The 22,517-nt window shown below is 58.9% G+C and carries 19 protein-coding genes; 8 read left to right on the forward strand and 11 right to left on the reverse strand.

Annotated elements, in window-relative coordinates; genetic code table 11:
• Positions 1-8 precede the first annotated feature (8 nt).
• Together BLM14_RS00075 and BLM14_RS00080 are read right to left on the reverse strand one after the other, a co-directional pair.
• Positions 9-449: a BrnA antitoxin family protein gene (locus BLM14_RS00075; RefSeq protein ID WP_237143418.1), complete on the reverse strand. Its 441-nt coding sequence runs from the start codon at positions 447-449 to the stop codon at positions 9-11.
• Entirely contained in the window at positions 430-708 is a 279-nt protein-coding gene (locus BLM14_RS00080; RefSeq protein ID WP_099997545.1) for a BrnT family toxin, read from the reverse strand. Before BLM14_RS00080 ends, BLM14_RS00075 begins: the two co-directional genes overlap by 20 nt.
• Positions 709-1,070: 362 nt before the next feature.
• On the opposite strand from BLM14_RS00080, the gene BLM14_RS00085 reads away from it, so the two are divergent.
• Positions 1,071-1,892, forward strand: coding sequence for a lytic murein transglycosylase (locus BLM14_RS00085; protein ID WP_099997546.1), 822 nt, complete (start codon positions 1,071-1,073; stop codon positions 1,890-1,892).
• Between the two features lie 56 nt (positions 1,893-1,948).
• Here BLM14_RS00085 and BLM14_RS00090 read toward each other — a convergent pair whose 3' ends face one another.
• Genes BLM14_RS00090 through BLM14_RS00105 form a run of 4 tightly spaced genes read right to left on the reverse strand, consistent with a single transcriptional unit; the run spans position 1,949 to position 4,264 of the window.
• A complete protein-coding gene (locus BLM14_RS00090) occupies positions 1,949-2,359 on the reverse strand; it encodes a nuclear transport factor 2-like protein (protein WP_099997547.1) in 411 nt (136 codons plus the stop codon).
• 11 nt (positions 2,360-2,370) lie between these two features.
• A complete protein-coding gene (locus tag BLM14_RS00095) occupies positions 2,371-3,039 on the reverse strand; it encodes a carbonic anhydrase (protein ID WP_099997548.1) in 669 nt (222 codons plus the stop codon).
• A 59-nt stretch (positions 3,040-3,098) separates the two neighbouring features.
• Positions 3,099-3,983, reverse strand: a complete 885-nt coding sequence (gene pdxY / locus BLM14_RS00100; protein WP_099997549.1) for a pyridoxal kinase PdxY — start codon at positions 3,981-3,983, stop codon at positions 3,099-3,101.
• Positions 3,984-4,015: 32 nt separating this feature from the next.
• Complete coding sequence (locus BLM14_RS00105) at positions 4,016-4,264, reverse strand: hypothetical protein (RefSeq protein ID WP_099997550.1); 249 nt, start codon at positions 4,262-4,264, stop codon at positions 4,016-4,018.
• Positions 4,265-4,396: 132 nt separating this feature from the next.
• Here BLM14_RS00105 and BLM14_RS00110 point away from each other — a divergent pair, with 132 nt between their 5' ends.
• From BLM14_RS00110 to BLM14_RS00130, 5 genes are all read left to right on the forward strand, one after another.
• The gene (locus BLM14_RS00110; protein WP_418314247.1) at positions 4,397-5,017 is read left to right on the forward strand and encodes a LemA family protein; all 621 of its coding nucleotides are present in this window, start codon (positions 4,397-4,399) and stop codon (positions 5,015-5,017) included.
• A 36-nt stretch (positions 5,018-5,053) separates the two neighbouring features.
• A complete protein-coding gene (locus BLM14_RS00115) occupies positions 5,054-5,902 on the forward strand; it encodes a TPM domain-containing protein (protein ID WP_100000941.1) in 849 nt (282 codons plus the stop codon).
• 3 nt (positions 5,903-5,905) lie between these two features.
• Entirely contained in the window at positions 5,906-6,538 is a 633-nt protein-coding gene (locus tag BLM14_RS00120) for a TPM domain-containing protein (protein ID WP_099997552.1), read from the forward strand.
• A 108-nt stretch (positions 6,539-6,646) separates the two neighbouring features.
• On the forward strand, positions 6,647-11,440 hold the full coding sequence (locus BLM14_RS00125) for an NAD-glutamate dehydrogenase (protein ID WP_099997553.1): 4,794 nt from the start codon (positions 6,647-6,649) through the stop codon (positions 11,438-11,440).
• 32 nt (positions 11,441-11,472) lie between these two features.
• Positions 11,473-12,843: an MFS transporter gene (locus BLM14_RS00130; RefSeq protein WP_099997554.1), complete on the forward strand. Its 1,371-nt coding sequence runs from the start codon at positions 11,473-11,475 to the stop codon at positions 12,841-12,843.
• On the opposite strand, the gene purH is transcribed toward BLM14_RS00130, so the two are convergent.
• From purH to htpX, 4 genes are all read right to left on the reverse strand, one after another.
• Complete coding sequence (purH, locus tag BLM14_RS00135; protein WP_099997555.1) at positions 12,833-14,449, reverse strand: bifunctional phosphoribosylaminoimidazolecarboxamide formyltransferase/IMP cyclohydrolase; 1,617 nt, start codon at positions 14,447-14,449, stop codon at positions 12,833-12,835. The two genes, BLM14_RS00130 and purH, sit on opposite strands and share 11 nt — an antisense overlap.
• A gap of 239 nt (positions 14,450-14,688) precedes the next feature.
• The gene (locus BLM14_RS00140) at positions 14,689-16,398 is read right to left on the reverse strand and encodes a heparinase II/III family protein (RefSeq protein ID WP_099997556.1); all 1,710 of its coding nucleotides are present in this window, start codon (positions 16,396-16,398) and stop codon (positions 14,689-14,691) included.
• Between the two features lie 62 nt (positions 16,399-16,460).
• Complete coding sequence (locus BLM14_RS00145) at positions 16,461-17,852, reverse strand: RsmB/NOP family class I SAM-dependent RNA methyltransferase (RefSeq protein WP_100000942.1); 1,392 nt, start codon at positions 17,850-17,852, stop codon at positions 16,461-16,463.
• The gene (htpX, locus tag BLM14_RS00150; RefSeq protein ID WP_099997557.1) at positions 17,849-18,817 is read right to left on the reverse strand and encodes a zinc metalloprotease HtpX; all 969 of its coding nucleotides are present in this window, start codon (positions 18,815-18,817) and stop codon (positions 17,849-17,851) included. The genes BLM14_RS00145 and htpX overlap by 4 nt, the downstream gene beginning before the upstream one ends.
• Positions 18,818-18,934: 117 nt before the next feature.
• Here htpX and BLM14_RS00155 point away from each other — a divergent pair, with 117 nt between their 5' ends.
• Positions 18,935-19,168 (forward strand): DUF1674 domain-containing protein, encoded by a 234-nt coding sequence (locus BLM14_RS00155; RefSeq protein WP_099997558.1) that lies wholly within the window; start codon positions 18,935-18,937, stop codon positions 19,166-19,168.
• A 154-nt stretch (positions 19,169-19,322) separates the two neighbouring features.
• Here BLM14_RS00155 and BLM14_RS00160 read toward each other — a convergent pair whose 3' ends face one another.
• Positions 19,323-20,723 (reverse strand): MATE family efflux transporter, encoded by a 1,401-nt coding sequence (locus BLM14_RS00160; RefSeq protein ID WP_237143420.1) that lies wholly within the window; start codon positions 20,721-20,723, stop codon positions 19,323-19,325.
• Between the two features lie 462 nt (positions 20,724-21,185).
• On the opposite strand from BLM14_RS00160, the gene BLM14_RS00165 reads away from it, so the two are divergent.
• Entirely contained in the window at positions 21,186-22,466 is a 1,281-nt protein-coding gene (locus BLM14_RS00165; protein WP_099997559.1) for an SAM-dependent methyltransferase, read from the forward strand.
• Positions 22,467-22,517: the final 51 nt, after the last annotated feature.

A 22,517-nucleotide genomic window follows, 5' to 3' on the forward strand; every position in this document is an offset into this window, starting at 1 on the left:
GCGGGACGTCAGGCACGCTTTTTTTGGTTTGTCATGGCGTCGACCTGGGCGCTTTGGTCATTTGGCTTGTCTTGAAGTTGCATGACCTTGCGCAGCGCCTCATCAATGCGACCCTGCCAGCCACGCCCCCCCGAGCGATAATAATCCAGCACGTCGGGGCTGAGGCGGATGGATACCGGAATTTTCCTCACGGCGCTGAACGGCCGACCAGGGCTGCCCTTTGTAAATTCTTCGGTCACAAGTATGCTGTCCGGGTCGTCCAATGCTGCTTTCGTAAGTGCTGCATCTTCCTCAGGAGTAAGAGATTTAGCGTAAGCCTTTGCAATGGCAATGGCTTCCTCACGGGTCTTTGGCTTATGAGCCCGCGGTGTCACAGTCATCGTTACCAATCCAGTTTCCGCATCGAAAACAGTTGTGGCGCCATGCTTGTCATGTTCGTGATTTGCCATAATCAATTGCCTCCTTCCGGGATGCCCTGCGCAGTGAGATAACACGAATGGATGTTTCTCTCAGGGCGTAGACAAGCGTATGAACCTTGCCGCGAAGAAGACTTATGGCAACGATGCGTTTTTCACCATAAACCTTTTCTCGGTTCACCGGCCATTCTAAGGCCGTTTCGAAATCGAAATGTTCTATAGCTTCGAACGCCACACCATGCTTGCGCAGATTACTTTTGGCCTTTTCAGGATCCCATTCAAATCTAGCCATGAAAATCGCTTGGGTCAATAATTATTGTATATACAAAAATATGAATCGAGCCTAATGGAATCAATCGGATCCTCTAGTGGGAAGGTGACGCAACTTCTCTAATCAATAAGTCTAAGGCTACGACACCAAAATAACGCTACTATAGATCGATACTCAACTAGAGATTGTATTCTTGCTCAGTGCCTTAGCCATAAGACCTGATGTGTTCGAGCGAGAATTTTCATACCAAAATTCATGAAATGGCCTCAAACTTACGAGAAGGAGGCGGCTTTTGCCCAATAGATCAGCAGTTCTGACAGATGACAGGGTTGCAGAAAAGTGGCAATAGAAGCACGAGCGACTCAACTTTTAAGGAGATATCCATGGCATTTGCTGCCAAAGGCAGGTTTTTTGCGGCTGTAGCGACAGCGCTTATTGTAACGGCAGGCGCGGCGCAAGCCGCAGCCGGATGTGGCAACAATTCTGCGGGATTTTCGACATGGGTCGAACAATATAAGCAAGAGGCCCAGGCACAGGGTGTTGGCAGCCGGGGTATCAATGCCCTCGACACAGTGAACTACGCGACGAAGACCATCAATGCCGACCGCAACCAGAAGAGCTTCAAGTATTCGCTCGACAAGTTCATGCAGGTGCGTGGTGGTCAGACCATCATTTCGCGGGGCAAGGCGCAAAAGGCACAGAATGCCGCGTTGTTTGCCAACATCGAAAAGCGCTACGGCGTTCCCGCCGGTCCACTGATCGCGATCTGGGGCATGGAAACCGGCTTCGGCAGCTTTATGGGCAACCAGCACACGCTTTCAGCGGTTACGACCCTTGCGTATGACTGCCGCCGTCCCGAGTATTTTCGTGACCAGCTGAACGCCGCACTGAAGCTGATCGACAATGGCACGCTCGCTCCCAATGCCATAGGCGCCATGCACGGTGAAATCGGCCAGACGCAGTTCCTTCCCCTCAATGTCCTGCGCTATGGTGCGGACGGCGATGGCAACGGCCGTATCGATATGGTCCGTTCCAAAGCCGATGCCCTCGCATCGACGGCAAACTTCCTGCGGGGCCATGGCTGGCAGGCGGGTGCAGGGTACCAGCCAGGGCAGCCCAATTACGGCGCTATCCAGGGTTGGAACGCCGCCAGTGTCTATCAGCAGGCCATTGCCATCATCGGCGCGAGGATTGACGGCGAATAATCAAGTTTGTTCATGAATGCCGAAGGGCCGGTGCATCGCGCCGGCCCTTTCGCTTGTCAAAAGCCTTCGCAGGCTTCTCCGACAGAGCTCTGGGCGCTTTCAATGATCTTGCCACTGCGAAAGTTGAAAATTTCGCGCGTGTAGGTGGTGTTGCTGGGAAACTGGTAGCAAACGAAAACGGTAATCGTATCGGTTTCCGCACTCGCGATACGATGGCGGACCGTGGCGCTGCGCACTGCATTCTTCCATTCGTCCAGACTATCGAGGAATTCTTCCTTGGTCTGGATCGCGTCGATATCTTCGAGAATGATTTTCGCGTCATCGGCAAGAAGGCCGTCGAATGTGGCGCGGTCAGCGGTCGCTAACCCCGAATACCAGCGCTCGACAAGGGTTTCCGGCGTATCCGCCGCCAGGGCAGGGTGGATCAAGGCGAGAATGACAGCGATCGTGAATATCAACCGCGCCATTCCAATATCCTCTATTCCAGCGTGGCGGCGCCGACCTCTTCAGGGTCGGGGCGAAGGAAGTCACCGGTTTCAGGGTTCATGATCCAGAGTTCGCCGGTGGAAATGTCGAACCAGGCGCCATGCAGGCTGAGGCGTCCCTTCTTCTCAAGAATATCGATGCAGGGGAAACTGCGCAGGTTGTTCAGAGAATAGCGGATGGAAATTCGCTCAAGTGCCGTCTGACGCTCGAAAGGGGTCATCAGCGCGTTTGCGGAAACAGCCTCCGCCGCAGGTCCGACGAGGCTCATCCACTTGCCGATGAAATCGCCGGGCGAGAGCGGCTGGCTTTCGGTGTCGAGGGCTGCCTTGATGCCACCGCAGCGACCATGTCCGAGGACGACGATATTCTTGACCTTGAGACTCTGCACCGCAAATTCGAGCGCGGCGGATGTCGCGTGATATTCGCCATCGGGCGCATAGGGAGGCACGAGATTGGCCACGTTGCGGACAACGAAGATTTCGCCCGGAGCCGTATCGAATATGATTTCAGGTGCAGAGCGGGAATCGCAACAGGCAACGACCAGTGTTTCCGGCGTCTGGCCCTGATCGGCGAGCTGCTTGTAGCGCATCGTCTCATTGGCGTAGCGATGCGCCATGAAATTGCGATAGCCGGTGAGGAGTTTCTCAGGAAGCAGGGTCATGGCTTTTGCTTAATACCGATTTAGCAGAAGATCAATTAGCCGCACCAGGTTCTAGTGTCTCAGGCCCGCACGCCCTTGCTTGGATGAACCAGGCGGCGCATCTGCGTCATTGCCATTGGCGTCGAAAGGCTGGATGCGTCGGCTTCGAGCATCAGTTCGTCGGCGCCGCGCTTGGCGGAGCGCGCCATAATCTCGAAGACGGATGCGGTAGTCCGCTGCAGGACCTGTTCAAGATCGAGGCCAGCCAGCATGCGGGCAAGGAACAATGCGGAGGTAAGGTCACCAAGCCCATTGGTTGGGCCTGTAACGAGGCGGTGTTCGGCGAGAAGAGCCAGCGAGTGGGTGACGAGGAGATTGCCCGTACCGCCCGCAAGCATCGGATGTGCGGACGTGACAAGCATGGTGCCCGGTCCCGCATGCAAGGCTGCCTGCATGATTGCCTTGTTGTCGGGCAAGTCTGCACCAGTCAGCCACGCAAGTTCGAAGCGGTTCGGCGTCGCGATGTCGGCGAGTGGCATCAGCTGATCGCGAATGCCGATCGCTGTCGCTTCGGGAACGTAGAGGCCCTTTTCGTCGCCAATGACCGGATCGCAGAGATAAAGTACTTGCCTGTTGCGGGCCTTCACCGTCTTGACTAGACGCGCAACAGCGGCGGCCTGTGCTGCATTTCCGAGATAGCCGCTCATGATGCCGCTGACTTCGCCGAGCCATGGCGCACGCTCGAGGTCAGCGATCAGATCGTCGAATTGTTGCACCTCCGGAACGATACGCTTGGCTGGACCATGACCTGGATGCCAGGGAAGAATGACCGTCGGCACAGCCCAGACCGGGTGGCCGAGCGTTTCAAGCGCAAAGACAGCGGCACGATTGCCAACCGAGCCGCGGACAACGTGGCTGGAAATGACGATGACGGCATTGGAGGAGACAGCAGCGGGACTGGTCATTGGAAATACTCGTGCAGGAGGGGGAGAGGAGCTTAAACCATGCCGAAAAAGGAACTCAGGAACCAGATAAACATGGCGATCAGCACAAGCAATCCCAGAAACCGGCCGATCCGCGTGCCCCAGATTTCGATTGGATCGGCAGCATCGGCGTCCTCGGCAGAAAAATGGCCTTTGGCGCGCTCTACGACGGACAGGCCCCCGGTTGCGGATTCATGGTTGACGCGGTCCAGAATGCGTCTGGATTCCGTATCGGGCTTGGGCTTGTTGTCCTGTTCAGGCATGACAATTCCATGTGATTGCAAAGCAAATCACCATAGCGCTTTGCCAGTTCCTTTTGCAGAAAAAAATCGCTAGGTTCGTACTGCTTCGTTCGACAAGGCCGTCCGGCCGCTGAATCTGACATTGGGGAGAGGATTCCGATGCAATACGTGACTTCATTGGCGGCGCCGCGCCGCGTGCTTTCCGTTCTTGCTCTCGCACTCCTTGTGCCGCTGCTTTCCGCCTGCGGGTTCAACACGATTCCGACCAATGAAGAACGGGCCAAGGCTGCCTGGAGCGAAGTGCTGAACCAGTACCAGCGCCGCGCCGATCTCATTCCAAACCTCGTCGAGACCGTCAAGGGTTATGCGGCGCAGGAAAAGGACGTGCTTACGGCCGTGGTCGAGGCACGTGCGAAGGCAACATCCGTGCAGGTGACGCCGGAAACACTGACCGATCCCAATGCAATGAAAGTGTTTCAGGATAATCAGGCCAATCTTACCGGCGCGCTGTCGCGGTTACTGGCCGTGGTCGAAAACTATCCGGATCTCAAGTCGAACCAAAACTTCCTCGCGTTGCAATCGCAGCTGGAGGGGACGGAAAATCGCATCGCAGTGTCCCGCCGCGATTATATCGAGGCCGTACGGGTCTACAACACCTCGCTCAGGACAATGCCGACCATGATCTGGAAGTGGATCTGGTTCACCGGAAACGAGCCTTACCAGACCTTCAGCATCGACGATTCAGCCAAGCAGACGCCTCAAGTCAAGTTCTAGGCTTTCGAGATGCCCATACCGGGTCAAATTGCGGTCATGACCGTTTGCGGGCGATCGGCCAGATGGATTGCCGGTCGCCTGTTGCTGATTCCCGTGCTTCTCTTCCTGCTGGTCGCGGGCGCTTTCCCTGCCGAACTGCCCCCTCTGACGGGACGTGTGGTGGACGGCGCCAATGTCATCGATGCAGCAACCCGGGAGCAGATCAGCCAGAAGCTAGCGGCCTTCGAGGCGAAGTCCTCCGATCAGGTGGTGGTGGTGACGGTGCCGAGCCTGGATGGCGAGGAAATAGAACCGTTCGCCAACCGGCTCTACCGTTCCTGGGCCCTTGGACAGAAACAGGAAAACAATGGTGTATTGCTGGTCGTCGCACCGAATGACCGCAAGGTACGCATCGAGGTTGGCTACGGCCTTGAAGGCACGCTGACCGATCTGTTGTCGAAGCTGATCATCGAAAACGCCATCATTCCGGGTTTCCGTTCGGGCGACTATTCCGGGGGCATCTCGAAAGGTGTCGACGGAATCCTGACCGTACTTTCCGGAGACGCTGCCGAACTCGAGGCACGGGCCAAGCGGAACGTCCAGGAAGAATCCTCCGACGTCGACTGGTTCGTGGTGATCTTCATCGCGATCTGGGTCACGATCTTCTTCGGTGGTTTTGCCATGGCGGTCCTGGCACCGGTCTTCGGCCGCAAGATTGGCCCTGGCCAATATGAATGGCTGGGGATGCACATCGACAACCGTCCAAGGCGCCGTTCCGGTGGCGGATGGTCTGGTGGTGGGGGCTGGACCTCAGGCGGAGGTGGTTGGTCATCGGGGGGTGGCGGAGGTGGCTTTTCAGGCGGCGGCGGTTCGTCCGGTGGCGGCGGTGCATCGGGGAGCTGGTAGACCATGAGACTCATGAACGAAGCTGACCACGCAAGTATTGCCGAAGCGATCCGCGATGCGGAAAGCCGTACCAGCGGTGAAATCTATGCGGTGCTGGCGCGGCGCAGCGACAGCTATTTCTACGTTGCCGGCTTTACTGTCGCCTGCGGCATCCTGCTTGCCGCCGTATTCGTCGCGGTGGCGGCGCACTGGTACTGGTACACCATCCCGCTGCCGGTCTTCGGTCTGGCGATCCTCGCCGCGTTCCTGACTGCCGTGCTGCTTTTGTGGCTGGCGCCAGGCATCACATTATGGCTGGTTCCCAAGCGCATTCTCTACCGGCGCGCGCATCTCAATGCGATACAGCAATTCCTGGCGCGTAACGTTCACCTCACCACCCAGCGTACCGGCATACTGCTGTTCGTCTCGCTGGCGGAACGCTATGCCGAGGTCGTTGCGGATGCCGGCATCAATGCCAAAGTCCATCAGGATGAATGGAACAATATTGTTGCGATTCTGACCGATCATGCCAGTCGGGATGATTTGACCGCCGGGTTCCTCCAAGCAATCGAAAAGGCCGGTTTGCTGCTGGAAGAACATTTCCCGGTTGGGCCCGATGACATCAATGAACTGGATGATCACCTGGTGGAATTGTAAGTTTATTGCGTGTCACATGATTTTCACCCCGAACGTGCAGTTTGTAGTCGAAAATGCCTTCCGAATGGCTATGATCGGTCCAATTAGGGAACCGAGGGGGAATATTTAATGGCTTCCAAGACAAAACCGGACGTAAAAGCCGTCACGAAGTCAAAACCGCCGAAAGCTGCAAAAGAGAAAAAAGCCGGGACGGGCCTCTTCCAGGAACTGCTGTTTGCCCGGGCGCCTGAAGAAGACCTTGCCGTTTATGATGCGGGCGCGCTGGGCGCTTCGGCCAAGCTTGCACAAGATGCTCTGACCCGTTTCAAATCCGGCAAACCATTAATCGATCTTTCCGAAAGCAATTTGGTCTATCGCGATGGCAGGCCTATTACGGTCGTCACGCTGATCAACGACAACATGCCATTCCTGCTGGATTCGGTCCTGGGTGAAATTAGTGAACGCGTGAGTTCGATTTACCTGGTGCTGCATCCGGTCATGGATGTGGACAGGAAGAGTGGCATCGTTATCGGAGGCGCCGGTCCTGAAAAGCCGGGGGAGAACGTGGCCCGCGTCTCGGTGATGCAGATCCATGTTCCGGCACTTGATGGACCTTCACGCGAGATCATGTTTGCCTCGCTGACCAATGTGCTCAAACAGGTGCGCGAAGCTGTCAATGACCGCGCGGCCATGGTGGCGCGCCTGAGTGACGCGATAGAGGCTTACAGAACTGGCAAAACGCCGATGAAAAGCGCTGCAGCAGCAGAAGCCGTAGAATTCCTCGAGTGGTTGCGCGACAACAATTTCACCTTTCTGGGCGTTCGTGAATACGACTATCAGGGTGTCGGCAGTCAGGGTGAGTTGGAGCGGTCGGGCAAGCGGGGTCTTGGCATCTTGAGCGATCCCGATGTGCGGGTACTCAAGCGTGGCAACCAGGGCGTAACGACAACACCGCAGATCATCGCCTTTCTGACCGGTCCTGAACCGCTGATCGTCACGAAGGCCAATACGAAATCGCTGGTACACCGTCGCGGTTATATGGATTACATCGGCGTGAAGACGTTCGATCCGGAGGGCAAGGTCACGGGGGAATTGCGGTTCGTTGGACTGTTCACCTCCGGCGCCTACACACGTTCGGTACTTAAGATCCCGTACCTTCGATCGAAAACCGAAGCCGTGATCAGCAGGCTTGGCTTCAACCGGGAAGATCATTCGGGCAAGCAATTGATCAAGGTGCTCGAGAGCTATCCGCGTGACGATCTTTTCCAGATCGATGTCAAGACGCTGACCCGCTATGCCGAAGCCATTCTCGCCCTTGGTGAGCGGCCACGCGTGCGCGTTCTGCCACGTATCGATCCGTTCGGCCGCTTCGCCTCCATTATCGTTTTCGTTCCCCGCGAACGCTACGATTCTGTCGTGCGCGAAAAGATTGGCGCGTATTTTGCCGGCGTCTACGAGGGTCATGTCTCGGCTTATTACCCGGCATTTCCAGAGGGCAATCTTGCCCGCGTCCATTTTATCATCGGTCATGCCGAGGATGAGTTCCCCAAGGTCAAGCGTGAGGCGCTGGAAGAAACCGTTCGCTCGATTGTCCGGACCTGGGAAGACGCGGTGGCTGAAGTCGGCGACCGCACCGGAACCTCGGAGTTCACGCCGCTGGCCGCAGCCTTCCCGGACTCCTATCGTGAGAATTTTTCGCCGGATGAAGCGCTGGTCGATGCGAGCCGGATTGCCGGTCTTTCGCGCAACAATCCGCTTTTCGTCGATTTCTACCGGCACCGGACCGACGGGCCGAATGCCGCTTCCCTGAAGATCTATCATTACGGTTCCGCCGTCGCCCTGTCACACCGCGTACCCCTCCTGGAGAATATGGGTTTCCGCGTCATCAGCGAGCAGACCTTCGCGCTGCCCGCTGCCGATGGCAGTCCGCTTTATGTGCATGACATGGAGCTTGTCAGCGCCTCGGGTTCACCGATTGATCTCGCCGACAATGGCGATCTGTTCGAAGATGTGTTCCGCAATATCTGGAGCGGTGCGTCGGACAATGATGGATACAATGCGCTCGCGCTCACCGGGCAACTGACGGCGCGGCAGATTATCATCCTGCGTGCCTATGGCCGCTATCTGCAGCAGGCAGGCATTCCCTATTCGCAGGATTTCATTGCGGCAACGCTTAACCGCTATCCTGCGATCGCCAAACAGATATTCAACCTGTTCGAACAGGGACTTCACCCCGCCAAGGCCAATCTGGTCCAGTCGCAGCGCAAGCAGACTGCGATCAGGGCGGCTATCGAAGAGGCTCTTCAGGGCGTCCCCAGTCTCGATGACGACCGTATCCTGCGCCGCTTCCTCAATCTCATCGAGTCTACGCTGCGTACAAACGCCTTTTCGCCAGAAGAGGACGGGAGCGAGCGCGTGACCCTGGCATTCAAGCTCGATCCACGAGCATTGGACGCTCTGCCAGAACCACGCCCCTATCGCGAAATCTTCGTCTATGGGCCAGAGGTCGAGGGCGTGCACCTGCGCTTCGGACCGGTTGCCCGCGGCGGCTTGCGATGGTCAGACCGTGCCCAGGATTACCGCACGGAAGTGCTGGGACTCGTCAAGGCACAACAGGTGAAGAATGCCGTCATCGTTCCCGTTGGCGCCAAAGGCGGCTTCTTTCCAAAGCGCCTGCCGACTGGCAGCGATCGCAATGCAATCTTCGAAGCCGGCCGCGCCGCCTATATTACCTTCATCGCGACACTGCTGTCGGTGACCGACAATCTGCAGGGCGAAACGGTCTTGCCGCCCGCCAATCTTGTCCGGCTCGACGGTGACGATCCTTACTTTGTCGTTGCTGCCGACAAGGGCACCGCGACATTCTCCGATACGGCGAATGCCATCAGCCAGGCGCATGATTTCTGGCTCGACGATGCTTTCGCTTCCGGCGGTTCCGCCGGTTATGACCACAAGAAGATGGGCATTACAGCACGTGGCGCCTGGGAAGCGGTCAAGCGCCACTTCCGCGAGATCGGCACGGACATCCAGACGACACCATTTACCGTCGTTGGCGTCGGTGACATGTCGGGCGACGTCTTCGGCAACGGCATGCTCTTGTCGCCCCAAACAAAGCTGGTCGCAGCCTTCGATCACCGCGATATCTTCATCGATCCTGAGCCGAATGTGAAGGCAAGCCTGAAGGAACGCCAACGGCTGTTCAACCTGCCGCGCTCCAGCTGGCAGGACTATGACAAGACAAAGATTTCAGCGGGTGGCGGGGTGTTCTCACGCTCGCAAAAGTCGATAACGCTGTCGAAAGAGGCGGCGAAGGTCATCGGCCTTACCAAGACCACGGCAACGCCGTTCGAGATCATGACGGCGATCCTGAAAGCGCCGGTGGATCTTTTGTGGTTCGGCGGTATCGGTACCTATGTCCGCTCGTCGCTTGAAAGCGATGCGGAAGTGGGCGACCGCGCCAATGATTCCATCCGTATCACCGGCAGCGATGTACGGGCAAAGGTCATCGGCGAAGGCGCCAATCTCGGCGTGACGCAGAAGGCCCGTATCGAGTTCGGCCTGCTCGGCGGACGCTGCAACTCCGACGCGATCGACAACTCCGCCGGCGTCAATACGTCCGACGTCGAGGTCAATATCAAGATCGCGCTGTCACAGGCCATGCGCACGGGCAAGCTGCAACGCGACAAGCGCGACAAGGTGCTGGAATCGATGACCGAGGAGGTTGGCGATCTGGTGCTGCGCAACAATTATCTGCAGACGCTTGCCCTGTCGCTGGCACAGCGGCGCGGCCTAGCCGACCTTGCCTATCAGGCACGTTTCATCAGTGACCTGGAGACCAAGAAACTCCTGAACCGCAAGGTCGAAACGCTGCCCGATGACAAGGTGCTGGCGGAGCGGCAGGTTGACGGCATTCCGTTGACTCGTGCCGAACTCGGCGTGCTTCTGGCCTATGCCAAAATCGTGCTTTCCGACCAGCTATTGGCGAGCGATCTACCGGATGATCCTTATCTCGAACAGGAACTCATCGACTATTTCCCCAGCCAGATGAAGGCGGGCTTCAGTGAGGAAATCCGCACGCATCGCCTGCGCCGGGAAATCATCGCGACGCAACTGGCCAATGACGTGATCAACCGTGGCGGCCCGACCTTCGTCAGCCGCCTTGCGGACCTGACAGGTCAGCCCGGTCCGGAAATCGTCCGCGCCTATCTGATCGTGCGGGATGGCTTCGAACTGGACAAGGTGTTCGCCGAGATCGACGCGCTGGACAACGCGATACCAGGGGAAACCCAGAACGGTTTCTACGCCAAGGTGGCGCGGATGCTGAACTGGACAACCGCCTGGGTTCTGCGCAACGGGACAAAAGCGGCCGGGCTGAAGGCGGCGGTCCAGGAGATCAGGCAAGCACGCAGTGCGCTGCAGCCGCGTCTCGACAAGCTGTTGCCGCTGTCGATGACTGCGCTGATCCGTGAGGATACGGCCAGCAACGCCGCTCTTGGCGCGCCTGCGGCGCTTGCGGCGCAACTGGCTCGTCTCGAAATCGCGCCGATCATCCCTGACATCGCAGCGGTGGCGCAGCAGGCCAATATCGACATTGCCAGTGCCGGCAAGGCCTATTTCGATATTTCCGAAGCTTTCCGTATCGGCCGTATCGAGGACGCGGCGCGGGGTGTCTCCGTCGCCGATTATTATGACGGGCTGGCGCTGGCGCGGGCCACCGATCTGATCTCGCAGGCACGGCGGGGCATTGCCGTGGCAGCGCTCAGCAAATATGGCAAGCAGACCGATCCGGCAAAGGACTGGCTCTCAGGTCAGGGTGCACGCGTCGACGAGGTGCGGCAGCGTATGGCGAATATTGTGGAAACGGGCGATCTGACCGTTTCCAGGCTTGCTGTCGCTGCCGGATTGCTTTCCGATCTGTCGTAGACGGGTTGGGCACGATTGGTAAGGGATAGGGAATGGCTGCTGCGTCGAGACGGGGCATCTGGGGTTGGATGCTCTTCGACTGGGCGGCGCAGCCGTTCTTTACCGTTGTCACCACCTTCATCTTCGGGCCATATTTCGTCTCACGCATGGCCAGCGATCCGGCTATGGGTCAGGCGGCCTGGGGCTATGGCATCGCCGTTTCCGGCCTGTTTATCGCAGTGCTCTCGCCAGTGCTCGGCTCGATTGCCGACCAGACCGGACGGCGCAAACCCTGGATCGGCTTCTTCGCCATCATCAAAATCCTGTCGCTGACCATGCTGTGGTTTGCAGCGCCCGGCTCCGGTCTGATCATGCCGCTGGTGTTCTTTTCGCTGGCCTCGATCGCTGCGGAGTTCTCCATCGTCTTCAACGATTCGATGATGCCGCGGCTGGTTGCGCCAAAGGATATCGGCCGCATTTCCAACATGGCCTGGGGTCTCGGCTATCTCGGCGGCATGATCGTGCTGATCTTCGTCGTGGCCTTCATGGCCGGCTCGCCTGCGACAGGCAAGACCATGCTGGGATTGAGCCCGATTTTCGGGCTCGATCCTGCTCTCGGCGAAGGTGATCGCGCGACGGCGCCCTTGTCGGCGCTGTGGTATTTCATGTTCATCCTGCCGATGTTCTTTTTCACGCCGGATGGTGCGAAGGGACTGCCAGTCGGTACGGCAGTTGGTGTGGGTTTGGCGCAACTTCGATCCACCATCGGCGAAGTGCGGCGACGACCCGGTATCTTTCGCTTCCTCGTCGGGCGCATGGTCTATCAGGACGGGGTGAATGCGCTGATCGCGCTCGGCGGCGCCTTTGCCGCGACAATGTTCGGCTGGGCAACGGCAGAGATCGGTATTTTCGGCATCATCCTGAATGTGGTCGCCATCTTCGGCTGCCTTGCTGCCAGCAAGCTGGACACGATGCTCGGATCAAAGGTCGTCGTGGTGATTTCGCTGGTGCTGCTGACAATCGCGACAATTGGCATCGTCTCGACCGGCCCGGGCTATACGCTGTTCGGCCTCGTACAGTTGCCGGGTGCCGATAGCGGCGGCCTGTTCGGAACGCCGGCGGAGAAGGCCTATATCGGTTTCGGCCTGTTGATTGGCGTCGCCTTCGGCCCGGTGCAGGCTTCGTCTCGTTCATACATGGCGCGCAGCATTTCAGAGGACGAGGCAGGGCGCTATTTCGGGATCTATGCGCTGTCGGGAAGGGCGACGAGCTTCCTCGCGCCCTTCCTGGTGGCAACGGTGACGGCACTAAGCGACTCACCGCGCCTTGGCATGGCGGTGATCATCCTCTTCCTGTTGGCCGGACTGGCAATCCTTGCGAGGACGCCCTATCCGGCCGCAAATCCTGTGCGAATCAGTGCCTGAAATGGCGCATGCCGGTGAAGACCATGGCAATGCCGTGCTCGTCGGCAGCGGCAATCACCTCGTCATCGCGCATGGAGCCGCCCGGCTGGATCACAGCCGTTGCGCCTGCTGCGACGGCTGACAGCAACCCATCGGCGAACGGAAAGAACGCGTCGGAAGCGACGACCGAACCCTTCGTTAGAGGTGTCGAGTGCCCTGCAGCCTCCGCGGCGTCTTCGGCCTTGCGTGCGGCAATGCGGGCACTGTCGACCCGGCTCATCTGCCCGGCGCCGATGCCGACAGCGGCACCGTCCTTGACATAGACGATGGCATTGGACTTCACATGCTTGGCGATGCGGAAGGCGAGCTTGAGGTCGGACATTTCCGCATCCGTCGGTGCGCGCTTGGTGACGACCTTCAGCTCGAGATCATCGACAACGCCGCTATCGCGCGACTGGACGAGGATGCCGCCGGCAACGGTCTTGGCACTGATGCCGGAGGCGCGGGGATCAGGCAGGCCGCCGGTGACGAGCAGGCGCAGGTTCTTCTTCGCCGCGACAATCCCTTGCGCGTCCGGCGTGGCGTCCGGCGCGATGATGACTTCGGTGAAGGTCTTGACGATTTCCTCGGCGGCTTCCGCATCGAGGGTCTTGTTGAGCGCGACAATGCCACCAAAGGCCGAAACCGGATCGCAGGCGAGCGCCTTCAAATAGGCCTCCTTCAGTGTCGCGCCTTCGGCGACACCGCACGGATTGGCATGCTTGATGATGGCGACGGCGGACGTGCGGGCGGGATCGAACTCGGCAACGAGCTCAAAGGCGGCGTCGGTATCGTTGATGTTGTTGTAGGAAAGCTGTTTGCCTTGCAACTGGGTGGCAGTGGCAACACCGGGGCGTTTCTCGCCCGTCAGATAAAAGCCGGCGGACTGGTGCGGGTTCTCGCCATAGCGCATGACCGAATGGAGATGACCACCAATGGCGCGGCGGGACGGGGTCTCGGTCATCAGGGCTTCGGCGAACCAGCCGGAAATGGCCGCGTCATAGGTGGCGGTGCGGGCATAGGCCTTGGCGGCGAGGTTCTGGCGGAAGGAATAAGGCAGCGAACCCTCGTGCTTGTCCAGCATGGCGATGACCATGTCATAGTCGCCGGTATCGGTGACGACGCCGACATAGGCATGGTTCTTGGCCGCGGCGCGGATCATGGCCGGACCGCCAATGTCGATATTCTCGACGATATTGGCGTAGTCAGCGCCGGAATGGCGAATCTCTTCGAAGGGATAAAGATTGATAACGACGAGATCGATGGCGCCGATGTCATGGGTCTTCATTGCTGCCGTGTGCTCTGGATCGTCGCGGACAGCGAGCAAGCCGCCATGCACCTTCGGATGCAGGGTTTTGACGCGGCCATCCATGATCTCCGGAAAGCCGGTGATATCGGAGACGTCGCGCACCGGAATGCCCTCGGCAGCGATCGTCTTGGACGTGCCGCCGGTGGAGAGGATTTCAATGCCGTGCCGGTGCAGCGCATGCGCAAGGCCAGTCAGGCCCGACTTGTCCGAAACGGAAAGAAGCGCCCGTTTGACCGGATGGAGGTTCGGAGCGGGAAATGATTTTGCGGCGACGGCCATGGGAGTTCGTCCTCAGCAGTATGGAAGGTTGAGCGGATTTGCCAGCCGGTTAGCACAGCCGGCCAAGGAATCCTACTTGCGATCGCAGATTCTCTCAGATCGCGACGTTTTTCTCTACAGACCACGCTCGCTAGACACGTCCGTATATCACGAGCTATGTGGGATGGGCGTCCGATCAGTGATCACGGGAGGCTGAAAACCAGATATCGCCCGTTTGCCGGCAAGCGGGCGGCCGAGAGTTACCCGTAAACCCCCAGCGTTGTACGGGTAAACTGCCACTCGACCTCCGGGCGCTGGGCGGCATTGAGCGAAAGGGTGATCTGCCGGGTTTTGACCGGGCCGCGGAAGCCGGCAAAGAACAGCGAATCCTCGATGAAGGGCTGCACTGTCGCCGAGAACATCCAGATATCGTCATTCTCCGCCTGCAGGATGATCAGGCCGTTTTCATCGACGGTGATCGTGACCGAGGGGTGCAGGTGGAAACGGATGACTACGTCTTCGGCGCCGGTATCGCGCAATGGATTGCGGCCCGCTGCAAAGAAACTGTCTATGCCTTCGATCACGCTGCCATTGTGCGACAAAACGATCTGGCGCTCGTGATAGATGCCGAAGGGCCGGACATAGCCATTGTGATTGGCGACGAAACCAATGGCGCCTTCGCGTTCGATCCGCTCGATATTGACCTTGGTCGGACCGGCAATGATCGGCGTCCCGATCATGGTCGACAGGCCGGATGTGGTGCTGAACCGGCAGGACGAGGTATCGTTGATCGTGGCGGTGGAATGGGCGGCGGTCGAGCGTGCCAGCGGCCGGAATTCCGGCGGGCCATAGCGGTCGACGCCGGCATTGACGATGTAACGATTGCGCCCGGATGACATTTCGAACGAAAGGCAGCCGGCATGGGCGTCGCGCGACGCGGTCACCGGCGGCGCAAGTCCGGTATCAGCGATGATAGTGGTGGAATCCATCGACAGGCGCTCATAGCCGGAATGAGGGGCGTGGGTGAGCGGCAGTCCGCCAATATCGTCGTGGCGTAGCACGGCGATGACCCGTTCCGGCATGGTGGCGCCGACGCCATTGAACAAGGCAAGGCTACCATCGTGATGGCGGAAGAAGCGCAGGGCGGGCAGCATGCGCTCGATCGCTTCGATGAGCGCCTTCGGCGGTGCTTCCTGACCGCTCGCATAGGTCTGGCGAAGAGGCAGGAGATCCGCCAGCAATTCGAGGACGGTCAGCGGGTTGCGCGAGATGTGACCACCATCCGGCAGGATCTGGCGGACAAGCTCGAACTCGAGATTGCGCCGGGCGGAACGGCTTGTGCTGGAGGCAACCGGCAGGGCCAGTGCGGCAAGGGCGAGGGCGACGCGCGCGCGCAGTTTTTCTTCGCCGTCATCCATGACGGCGGCCATGGTGCGCAGATAGCGCACCTGCATGGCGAGGGAGCGCATGAACTGGCGGTAAGCGCGCAGATCAGCCCCAGCGAGAATGAGGCTGGAATGCTGCAGCCAGGCGATGATGCGCTGGGCCGTGACTTCGGGTGCCCAGGCGGGGCCGCCAATCGAGCGGCCATGGGTGGTGATCCAGTCACCGAGCAGTGCCCGGGCATTGGCGGTGGCAAGTTCGGTACCTGCGGCGCGCAGGTTGCGGAGCCAGCCGAAATTGTGCAGGGCAGCCTGCCAGGCAGCGTTAGGTGGTTCGACCAGGAATGGCGAGCGCCCGCCGGTTTCCACGACCCTGCCGGCAAGGGCGAAGCGGCCGTGATAAAACTCCTCCGCAAGCTGGGGATCGGCTGGACGCAGGTCCTGTGGGGCAATCAGAACACGTTCCGGCGTGAAACCGGTGAAACGCCAGCGATAAAGCGGGCCCATGCGCACACGCCTGCGGAAACGGCGCCATAACTGCGCTGTCGCAAGTCCCCACAATTGCGGTGTTTCGCTGAGCGCGACCATGTTGTTATTGCTTCGAATCGTCGTCGACAAAGGGGGACTATGCAACCAAAACGGTTAAAATTTTAGTATTTCCGTTTGAAGCGTGCCGCGAAGAACCCGTCCATGCCCGAAAGTGCCGGACTTTTGTGGGGAAGATCGGCTGGCGTCGAGCGCACAAAACCTTCCTTGGTGATGAGTTCGGAGAGACCGCCAACTTCATCCCGGGTTACCGGCACGAGTTCGATTGCCGGATTCTTGGCGAGGAGGTCATCGGCCACTTTCTCGCCTTCGAGCGGGTCGAGCGAGCAATTGGAAAAGACGACAATGCCGCCGGGGCGAACGATCGTAACTGCATGGTCAAGAAGTTTTGCCTGAAGCTGCGCCAGCTTGCTTATATCCTCGGGCGTCTTTGTCCATGGCACGTCGGGGTGACGGCGCACTGTGCCCGTCGACGAGCAAGGCGCGTCGAGCAGGATCGCGTCAAAAAGTTCGGAAGGCTGATAGGTGGAGAGGTTGGCCTCGACCGTCTCGGCGGAAAGCTGCAGGCGTTCCAGATTGGAGCGCAGCCGCTTCAACCGATTGGCCGAAAGATCGAGCGCGGTCACCTTGGCGCCTGCAAGTGCCAGCTGTGCCGTCTTCCCGCCTGGCGCGGCGCAGAGATCAGCGACACGCTTGCCATTGATGTCGCCGAAAAGCTTTGCCGGCAGGCTCGCGGCCGCATCTTGTACCCACCACTCGCCCTCGGCAAACCCGGGAAGAGAGGTCAGTGCTCCGTCGACAGTCGCAAGGCGTACTGAACCTGTCGGCAGCGCAATGCCGCCAAGCCGCTCCGCCCATTCCTGCGGGTCGCCCTTCACCGTCAGATCGATCGGCGGCTCCTTGCTCTGGATGTCAAGAATGGCCCTGGCTCTGTCCTTGCCATAGGCAGCCATGAGGCTTTTCTCAAACCAGGCCGGGACATTGCTGGCTGCTTCAAGGCTCCCAGCCACGAAGGTTTCCTTCTCGCGCGACAATCGCCGCAGGACAGCATTGACCATGGAGGCAAAGCGGCGGTTGCGCGGATCATTGTTGGCGGCAGTCACCGCAAGATCGACGGCAGCACGGTCAGGCAGGTCGAGATAGAGAATCTGTGCAGCAGCGACATGCAGAAGGTGACGCAGGGCGACAGCATTATCCGGCAAGGGCCGGTCGATCAACCGACCGATAGCCGCTTCTATCGTGCCGCGATTGCGCAAGGCAGCGCCAAGGATTGCGCGCACCAGCGACCGGTCACGGTCGTCGAGCGCCATATATTGCGGATGGCCATTGCTATTGTCGGTCAGGCCATCGAGCGAGGTGTGCTTCTCGATGACCGCGCCGAGGAGGCGCGTTGCGACCTGCCTAGCGGCAAGGCCGGGGCGGTCTTCCGCATCGATATAATTGGCCGGTTTCTGCTTCTTGCCGAAAGGTCGCTTGGTGCCATGCTCCACGCTCATGCCCATGGGCCTTTGCGGCTGGCGCCGTCACGTCCCCAGGGAGAAGGTCTGTCTTCGCGCGGTTCATCATCGAGCGGCGCTTCCGCGGCACGCGCGGGCCTTGGCGTGTCTGGCATCTGGCGAAACTCCTCGACCATGGCCTCAAGCGCCGCGATGCGGTTGTCCGTGCTCGGGTGGGTCGAAAACAGATTGTCGGCGCCCCGTCCGCTAAGTGGATTGATAATGAAAAGCGGCGCGGATGCAGGGTTGCGTTCGGCATCCTCATTGACGATCTGTTTGGCGCCGCGAGCGATCTTGTCCAGTGCAGAAGCCAGCCAGAGCGGATTACCGCAAATCTCGGCGCCGCGCCGGTCCGCGGCATACTCACGCGTGCGGCTGATCGCCATCTGCACGATCATGGCAGCAAAGGGTGCGACGATCATGGCGACGAGAACGCCGATGAAGCCGAGCGGATTGTTGTTCTCGCGATTGCCACCAAAGAACATGGCGAAGTTTCCGAGCATGGAAATGGCGCCGGCGAGGGTCGCAGTAATGGTCATCGTGAGCGTGTCGCGGTTTTCGACGTGGGCTAGTTCGTGGGCCATGACGGCGGCAACTTCCTGGGGCGAGAGGCGCTGCAACAGGCCCGTACTGGCAGCGACAGCGGCGTTCTGCGGGTTGCGGCCGGTGGCGAAAGCATTGGGCTGGTCGTTTTGAATCAGATAGACTTTAGGCATGGGCAACCCGGCTCTTGCCGCTAGATCCCGGACGATGCCGTAATATTCCGGCGCGTTTTGCTCGTCGACTTCGACTGCGTGATGCATGTTCAGCACCATCTTGTCGGAATTCCAATAACTGAAAAGATTCATCCCTGCGGCTATCACGAGGGCGATCATCATGCCGCCCGTTCCACCAATGAGAAAACCGACGCCCATGAAAAGGGCGGTCATGAAGGCAAGCAGCATTCCAGTGCGCATCACGTTCATGGCTTCATTCCTTCTATTGAGAACCGTTGTGGTCGCAAGGTCATTCCCTATATTGAACATGTTCCGCTATATGATGGTGTTTTATACAGCAAGCTTCAATGATGGGTATGACCGACAATGAATGACGAGCAGACATCGGTGACGCCGCATGCCGATAATGATGACAACCGACCGCACCCAACGTTCGACCAGCTGCCACCAGCAGCACAGCGGGCTTTGAAAGAGGCAGAAACGCGGCGCAAGGCGGAAAAGGATGAGGCCGATCAGCCGCGCGAGATCGGCGGTCGCGGCGGCAAGGATCCGGCACGCTTTGGCGATTGGGAGATCAAGGGCCGGACCATCGACTTCTGAGACTTTTCGATTTATCCACCCTGACGGGCATCTGATGAGATTTTCTGCGCTTCCGGTGCTCATGGACAAGAACGTCCACTGCGCTCCGGGTCTCGAGAATCACACCAGCTACCTCGTCAGGCTGAATTCTCGAAAGGTCTCTTGGCGCCTTGATCTAAACTCTGATGATCTCGATGCCGAGATTTTCCCGCCGCAGCCAGCGGCTGATCAACAGAACGGCGGCAGTGGCGAGGCCGCACAGCAACCCAAGCCAGATTCCTGCACCTTCCATGCCCAGCCAGAAACCAAAACCAACCGAGAGCGGCAAGCCGACGCCCCAATAGGCGATGGCTGCATAGATCATCGGAATGGTTGTGTCGTGCAAGCCGCGCAACATGCCGCTCGCAACTGCCTGGCCACCATCGAAAATCTGGAATAGCGCGGCGAAGGCCAGGAACGATACGGCAAGCGAAATCACGCTGGCATTCGCGGGATCATTGACGTCGATGAAGGCGCTGATCAGTTGATGTGGCGCCAGCAGCATCAGCAGTGCCGTCACCACCATGAAACCCGTGCCGGCGGCGAAGGCAACCCAGCCAGCACGCTTGATGCCTTCGCGATCCTGCGCACCATAGGCGCGGCCGATGCGGACCGTTGCGGCCTGGCCGAAGCCCATCGGCACCATGAAGGCGATCGACGCGATCTGTATTGCGATGGCGTGGGCGGCGAGCGAGTCGGCGCCGATCAGCCCCATCAGGAAAGCCGCGGCGTTAAAAATGGTCACCTCAAAGCTCAGGATGGCGGCGATGGGCAGGCCCAGGCGAAACAGCTCGCCGAAGCGCGGCCAGTCGGCACGCCAGAACCGCCCGAACAGGCGATAACGCCGGAATTGTTTGTCGAGACTGATGACAATCACGAGGCCAGCAAACATCATGACCGAAGACAGCGACGTTGCAATGCCGGAGCCAACGATGCCAAGCTTCGGAAAACCAAAATGTCCGAAGATCAGAAGCCAGTTGGCAAGAGCATTGAAACCAACCGAAATGAGGGCGATGACAAGCGCCCAACCGGGACGCTCCAGCGCAGCAATGAAGGAGCGCAGGACGATATAGCCGTAGAAGGGCAGAACCGCCCATTGCAGCGCGCGTACATAGTTGCCGGCTTCCGCAGCAAGGCTCGCGTCCTGGCCCATGGCGATGAGGATCGGCGTGGTGTTCCACAATGCGAGCCAGATCGGGATGGAGATGGTAACGGCAATCCACAGTCCCTGACGGACGGTGCGGCGGATTTCGCGAACCGTGAATTTGTTACGGCCGAGTTCGCGCGCCATCATAGGCGATGTCGCCAGCATCAAGCCGAGACCGAAAATCATCGGTACGTAATAGAGATTGGTTCCGAGCGCGCCCGCGGCAAGCGTATCGGCGCCGACCCAGCCCATCATCATGACGTCGGTTGCCGTCATCGCCGTTTGCGCAAGATTGGTGAGAATCATCGGCCAGCTCAAGGAGAGCATCGCGACGATTTCATCACGCCATGCACGCCTTGACGCAGCGTTTTGGGCTATAGCAACCGACATTTGTTTGGTCTTTCAGAGGAAAATGCCTACGATTAAGGCAGAATGCACCGTTTTCAGGCAAATTCTTGGTATCATCAATTTGACGAAGAGCAAAGCTGTCGGTTGCCGATTTTTGCCACGTAAACGGAAAGGGCCACCCCTAAGGGTGGCCCCGCAATTCCGTCTGGCACAAAGCTGTCGTTTGGCCTTCTTCCCTGGACTTGGCCAGGGTGCTTATTCAACGGAGAGACGATCCCCGATGGAAAGCATCAGACGCCTTGTGGCAGTTTGCGAAATCACGAGACATCGGATCACCTCCTTTTCATTCGTTGAACACAAAATAAGAATGGGATGTCTTTCGTTGCGTTTCAAGAGAAAAATTTGGCCCATGATTCAGACAGCTTGCAAATGGCCGGTTGCAGCCATAAGCCAAGCAAATGATTTTTCGTGAATTACGTGACACGCAGTGTTTGGGGACAAAAGATGGCAGCTGAAGACTCGACCGCGAAAAGTGGAGCGGCGCGGATCATCCGCACGGTAATCGACGTACTCGAGCCGCAATTTGCCGTCGAATTATGGGATGGTACGCGCATTGGCGAAACGGACGGTCCCATCCTCGCCATCAATGATCCGATGGCGGTGCGCCAGATTGCCTTGAAGCCGAATATCGGCTCGATCGTTGAATTGTGGGTCTCCGGACAGATCGACGTGAAGAACGGCACGCTGTTCGATCTGGTCGAGCGCGGACCCAAGGGCAAATTCAAACAGAAACTGAAGAGCCTGCCGAAATGGCAATTGCTCAAAGATGTGCCTTCGCTGCTGCTTGGATCAGGCAAGGCCGGTAATTCCGGTCTCGGCGGCAAGAATCCGTTTGTCAGCGGTTCGAACAAGGAGGCCATTACCCATCATTACGATGTGTCGAACGCCTTCTACCAGCTCTTCCTCGATGAGCGCATGGTCTATACCTGCGCCTATTTCACCGACTGGGCCAACACGATCGATCAGGCGCAGGCCGACAAGCTGGAGCTGATCTGCCGCAAGTTGCGCCTGCAGCCAGGCGACCGGCTGCTGGACATCGGTTGCGGCTGGGGCGCCATGCTGATCTACGCGGCGAAGCATTATGGTGTGACCGGCACGGGCGTTTCACTCTCGGAAGCGCAGACCGCCTTGGCGCGCGAGCGGATCAAGGCGGAAGGTCTGGAAGACAAGATCACCATCCACGTCAAATCCTATGAACATCTGGAAGGCCAGTTCGACAAGATTTCGTCAATCGGCATGTTCGAGGCGGTCGGCATTGCGCATTACGATACGTATTACTCCAGCGTGCACCGGCTGCTCAAGCCGGGTGGGCTTTATCTGCACCATGCAATCACGCGGCGGATGAAGCGCAACAAGAAGACTTTCGGCCGCAAGAGTGCCGAGCATCTGGCACTGGTGAAGTATATTTTCCCGGGCGGCGAACTGGATCACCTTGGCATGACTGTCGAGAATCTCGAAGGCTATGGTTTCGAGGTGCACGATGTCGAAAACCTGCGCGAGCACTACGGCAAGACCTGCCGCATCTGGGCCGATCGGCTGCATGCGCGGTTTGACGAGGCGATCGCGGAAGTGGGCGCCCCGAAGGCGCGGCTCTGGCTGCTCTATCTCACAGGCTGCGCGCTGGCGTTCGAGCGGGGCACGGTGCAGATCAACCAGACGCTGGCTTCACGACGCAAGCGCGGGCTGTCGGCCGTGCCACAGACGAGAGCTGATCTTTATAGATGAGAGTGTCGGACCGGGTCCGGGAGGGGTATCCCTTGAAATCCGCAATCCGTG

Origin of the sequence: Phyllobacterium zundukense, from assembly GCF_002764115.1 — a bacterium.
Lineage (GTDB): Bacteria > Pseudomonadota > Alphaproteobacteria > Rhizobiales > Rhizobiaceae > Phyllobacterium > Phyllobacterium zundukense.

Bases quoted from the DNA above. Each gene is read 5' to 3' on its own strand.
- BLM14_RS00120 (WP_099997552.1), top strand. From the start codon at position 5,906: ATGAGACTCATGAACGAAGCTGACCACGCAAGTATTGCCGAAGCGATC.
- BLM14_RS00115 (WP_100000941.1), top strand. From the start codon at position 5,054: ATGACCGTTTGCGGGCGATCGGCCAGATGGATTGCCGGTCGCCTGTTG.
- BLM14_RS00165 (WP_099997559.1), top strand. From the start codon at position 21,186: ATGGCAGCTGAAGACTCGACCGCGAAAAGTGGAGCGGCGCGGATCATC.
- htpX (WP_099997557.1), bottom strand. From the start codon at position 18,817: ATGAACGTGATGCGCACTGGAATGCTGCTTGCCTTCATGACCGCCCTT.
- BLM14_RS00095 (WP_099997548.1), bottom strand. From the start codon at position 3,039: ATGACCCTGCTTCCTGAGAAACTCCTCACCGGCTATCGCAATTTCATG.
- BLM14_RS00080 (WP_099997545.1), bottom strand. From the start codon at position 708: ATGGCTAGATTTGAATGGGATCCTGAAAAGGCCAAAAGTAATCTGCGC.
- pdxY (WP_099997549.1), bottom strand. From the start codon at position 3,983: ATGACCAGTCCCGCTGCTGTCTCCTCCAATGCCGTCATCGTCATTTCC.
- BLM14_RS00130 (WP_099997554.1), top strand. From the start codon at position 11,473: ATGGCTGCTGCGTCGAGACGGGGCATCTGGGGTTGGATGCTCTTCGAC.
- BLM14_RS00145 (WP_100000942.1), bottom strand. From the start codon at position 17,852: ATGAGCGTGGAGCATGGCACCAAGCGACCTTTCGGCAAGAAGCAGAAA.
- BLM14_RS00085 (WP_099997546.1), top strand. From the start codon at position 1,071: ATGGCATTTGCTGCCAAAGGCAGGTTTTTTGCGGCTGTAGCGACAGCG.
- BLM14_RS00155 (WP_099997558.1), top strand. From the start codon at position 18,935: ATGAATGACGAGCAGACATCGGTGACGCCGCATGCCGATAATGATGAC.
- BLM14_RS00075 (WP_237143418.1), bottom strand. From the start codon at position 449: ATGGCAAATCACGAACATGACAAGCATGGCGCCACAACTGTTTTCGAT.
- BLM14_RS00140 (WP_099997556.1), bottom strand. From the start codon at position 16,398: ATGGTCGCGCTCAGCGAAACACCGCAATTGTGGGGACTTGCGACAGCG.
- BLM14_RS00125 (WP_099997553.1), top strand. From the start codon at position 6,647: ATGGCTTCCAAGACAAAACCGGACGTAAAAGCCGTCACGAAGTCAAAA.
- BLM14_RS00090 (WP_099997547.1), bottom strand. From the start codon at position 2,359: ATGGCGCGGTTGATATTCACGATCGCTGTCATTCTCGCCTTGATCCAC.
- BLM14_RS00160 (WP_237143420.1), bottom strand. From the start codon at position 20,723: ATGTCGGTTGCTATAGCCCAAAACGCTGCGTCAAGGCGTGCATGGCGT.
- purH (WP_099997555.1), bottom strand. From the start codon at position 14,449: ATGGCCGTCGCCGCAAAATCATTTCCCGCTCCGAACCTCCATCCGGTC.
- BLM14_RS00105 (WP_099997550.1), bottom strand. From the start codon at position 4,264: ATGCCTGAACAGGACAACAAGCCCAAGCCCGATACGGAATCCAGACGC.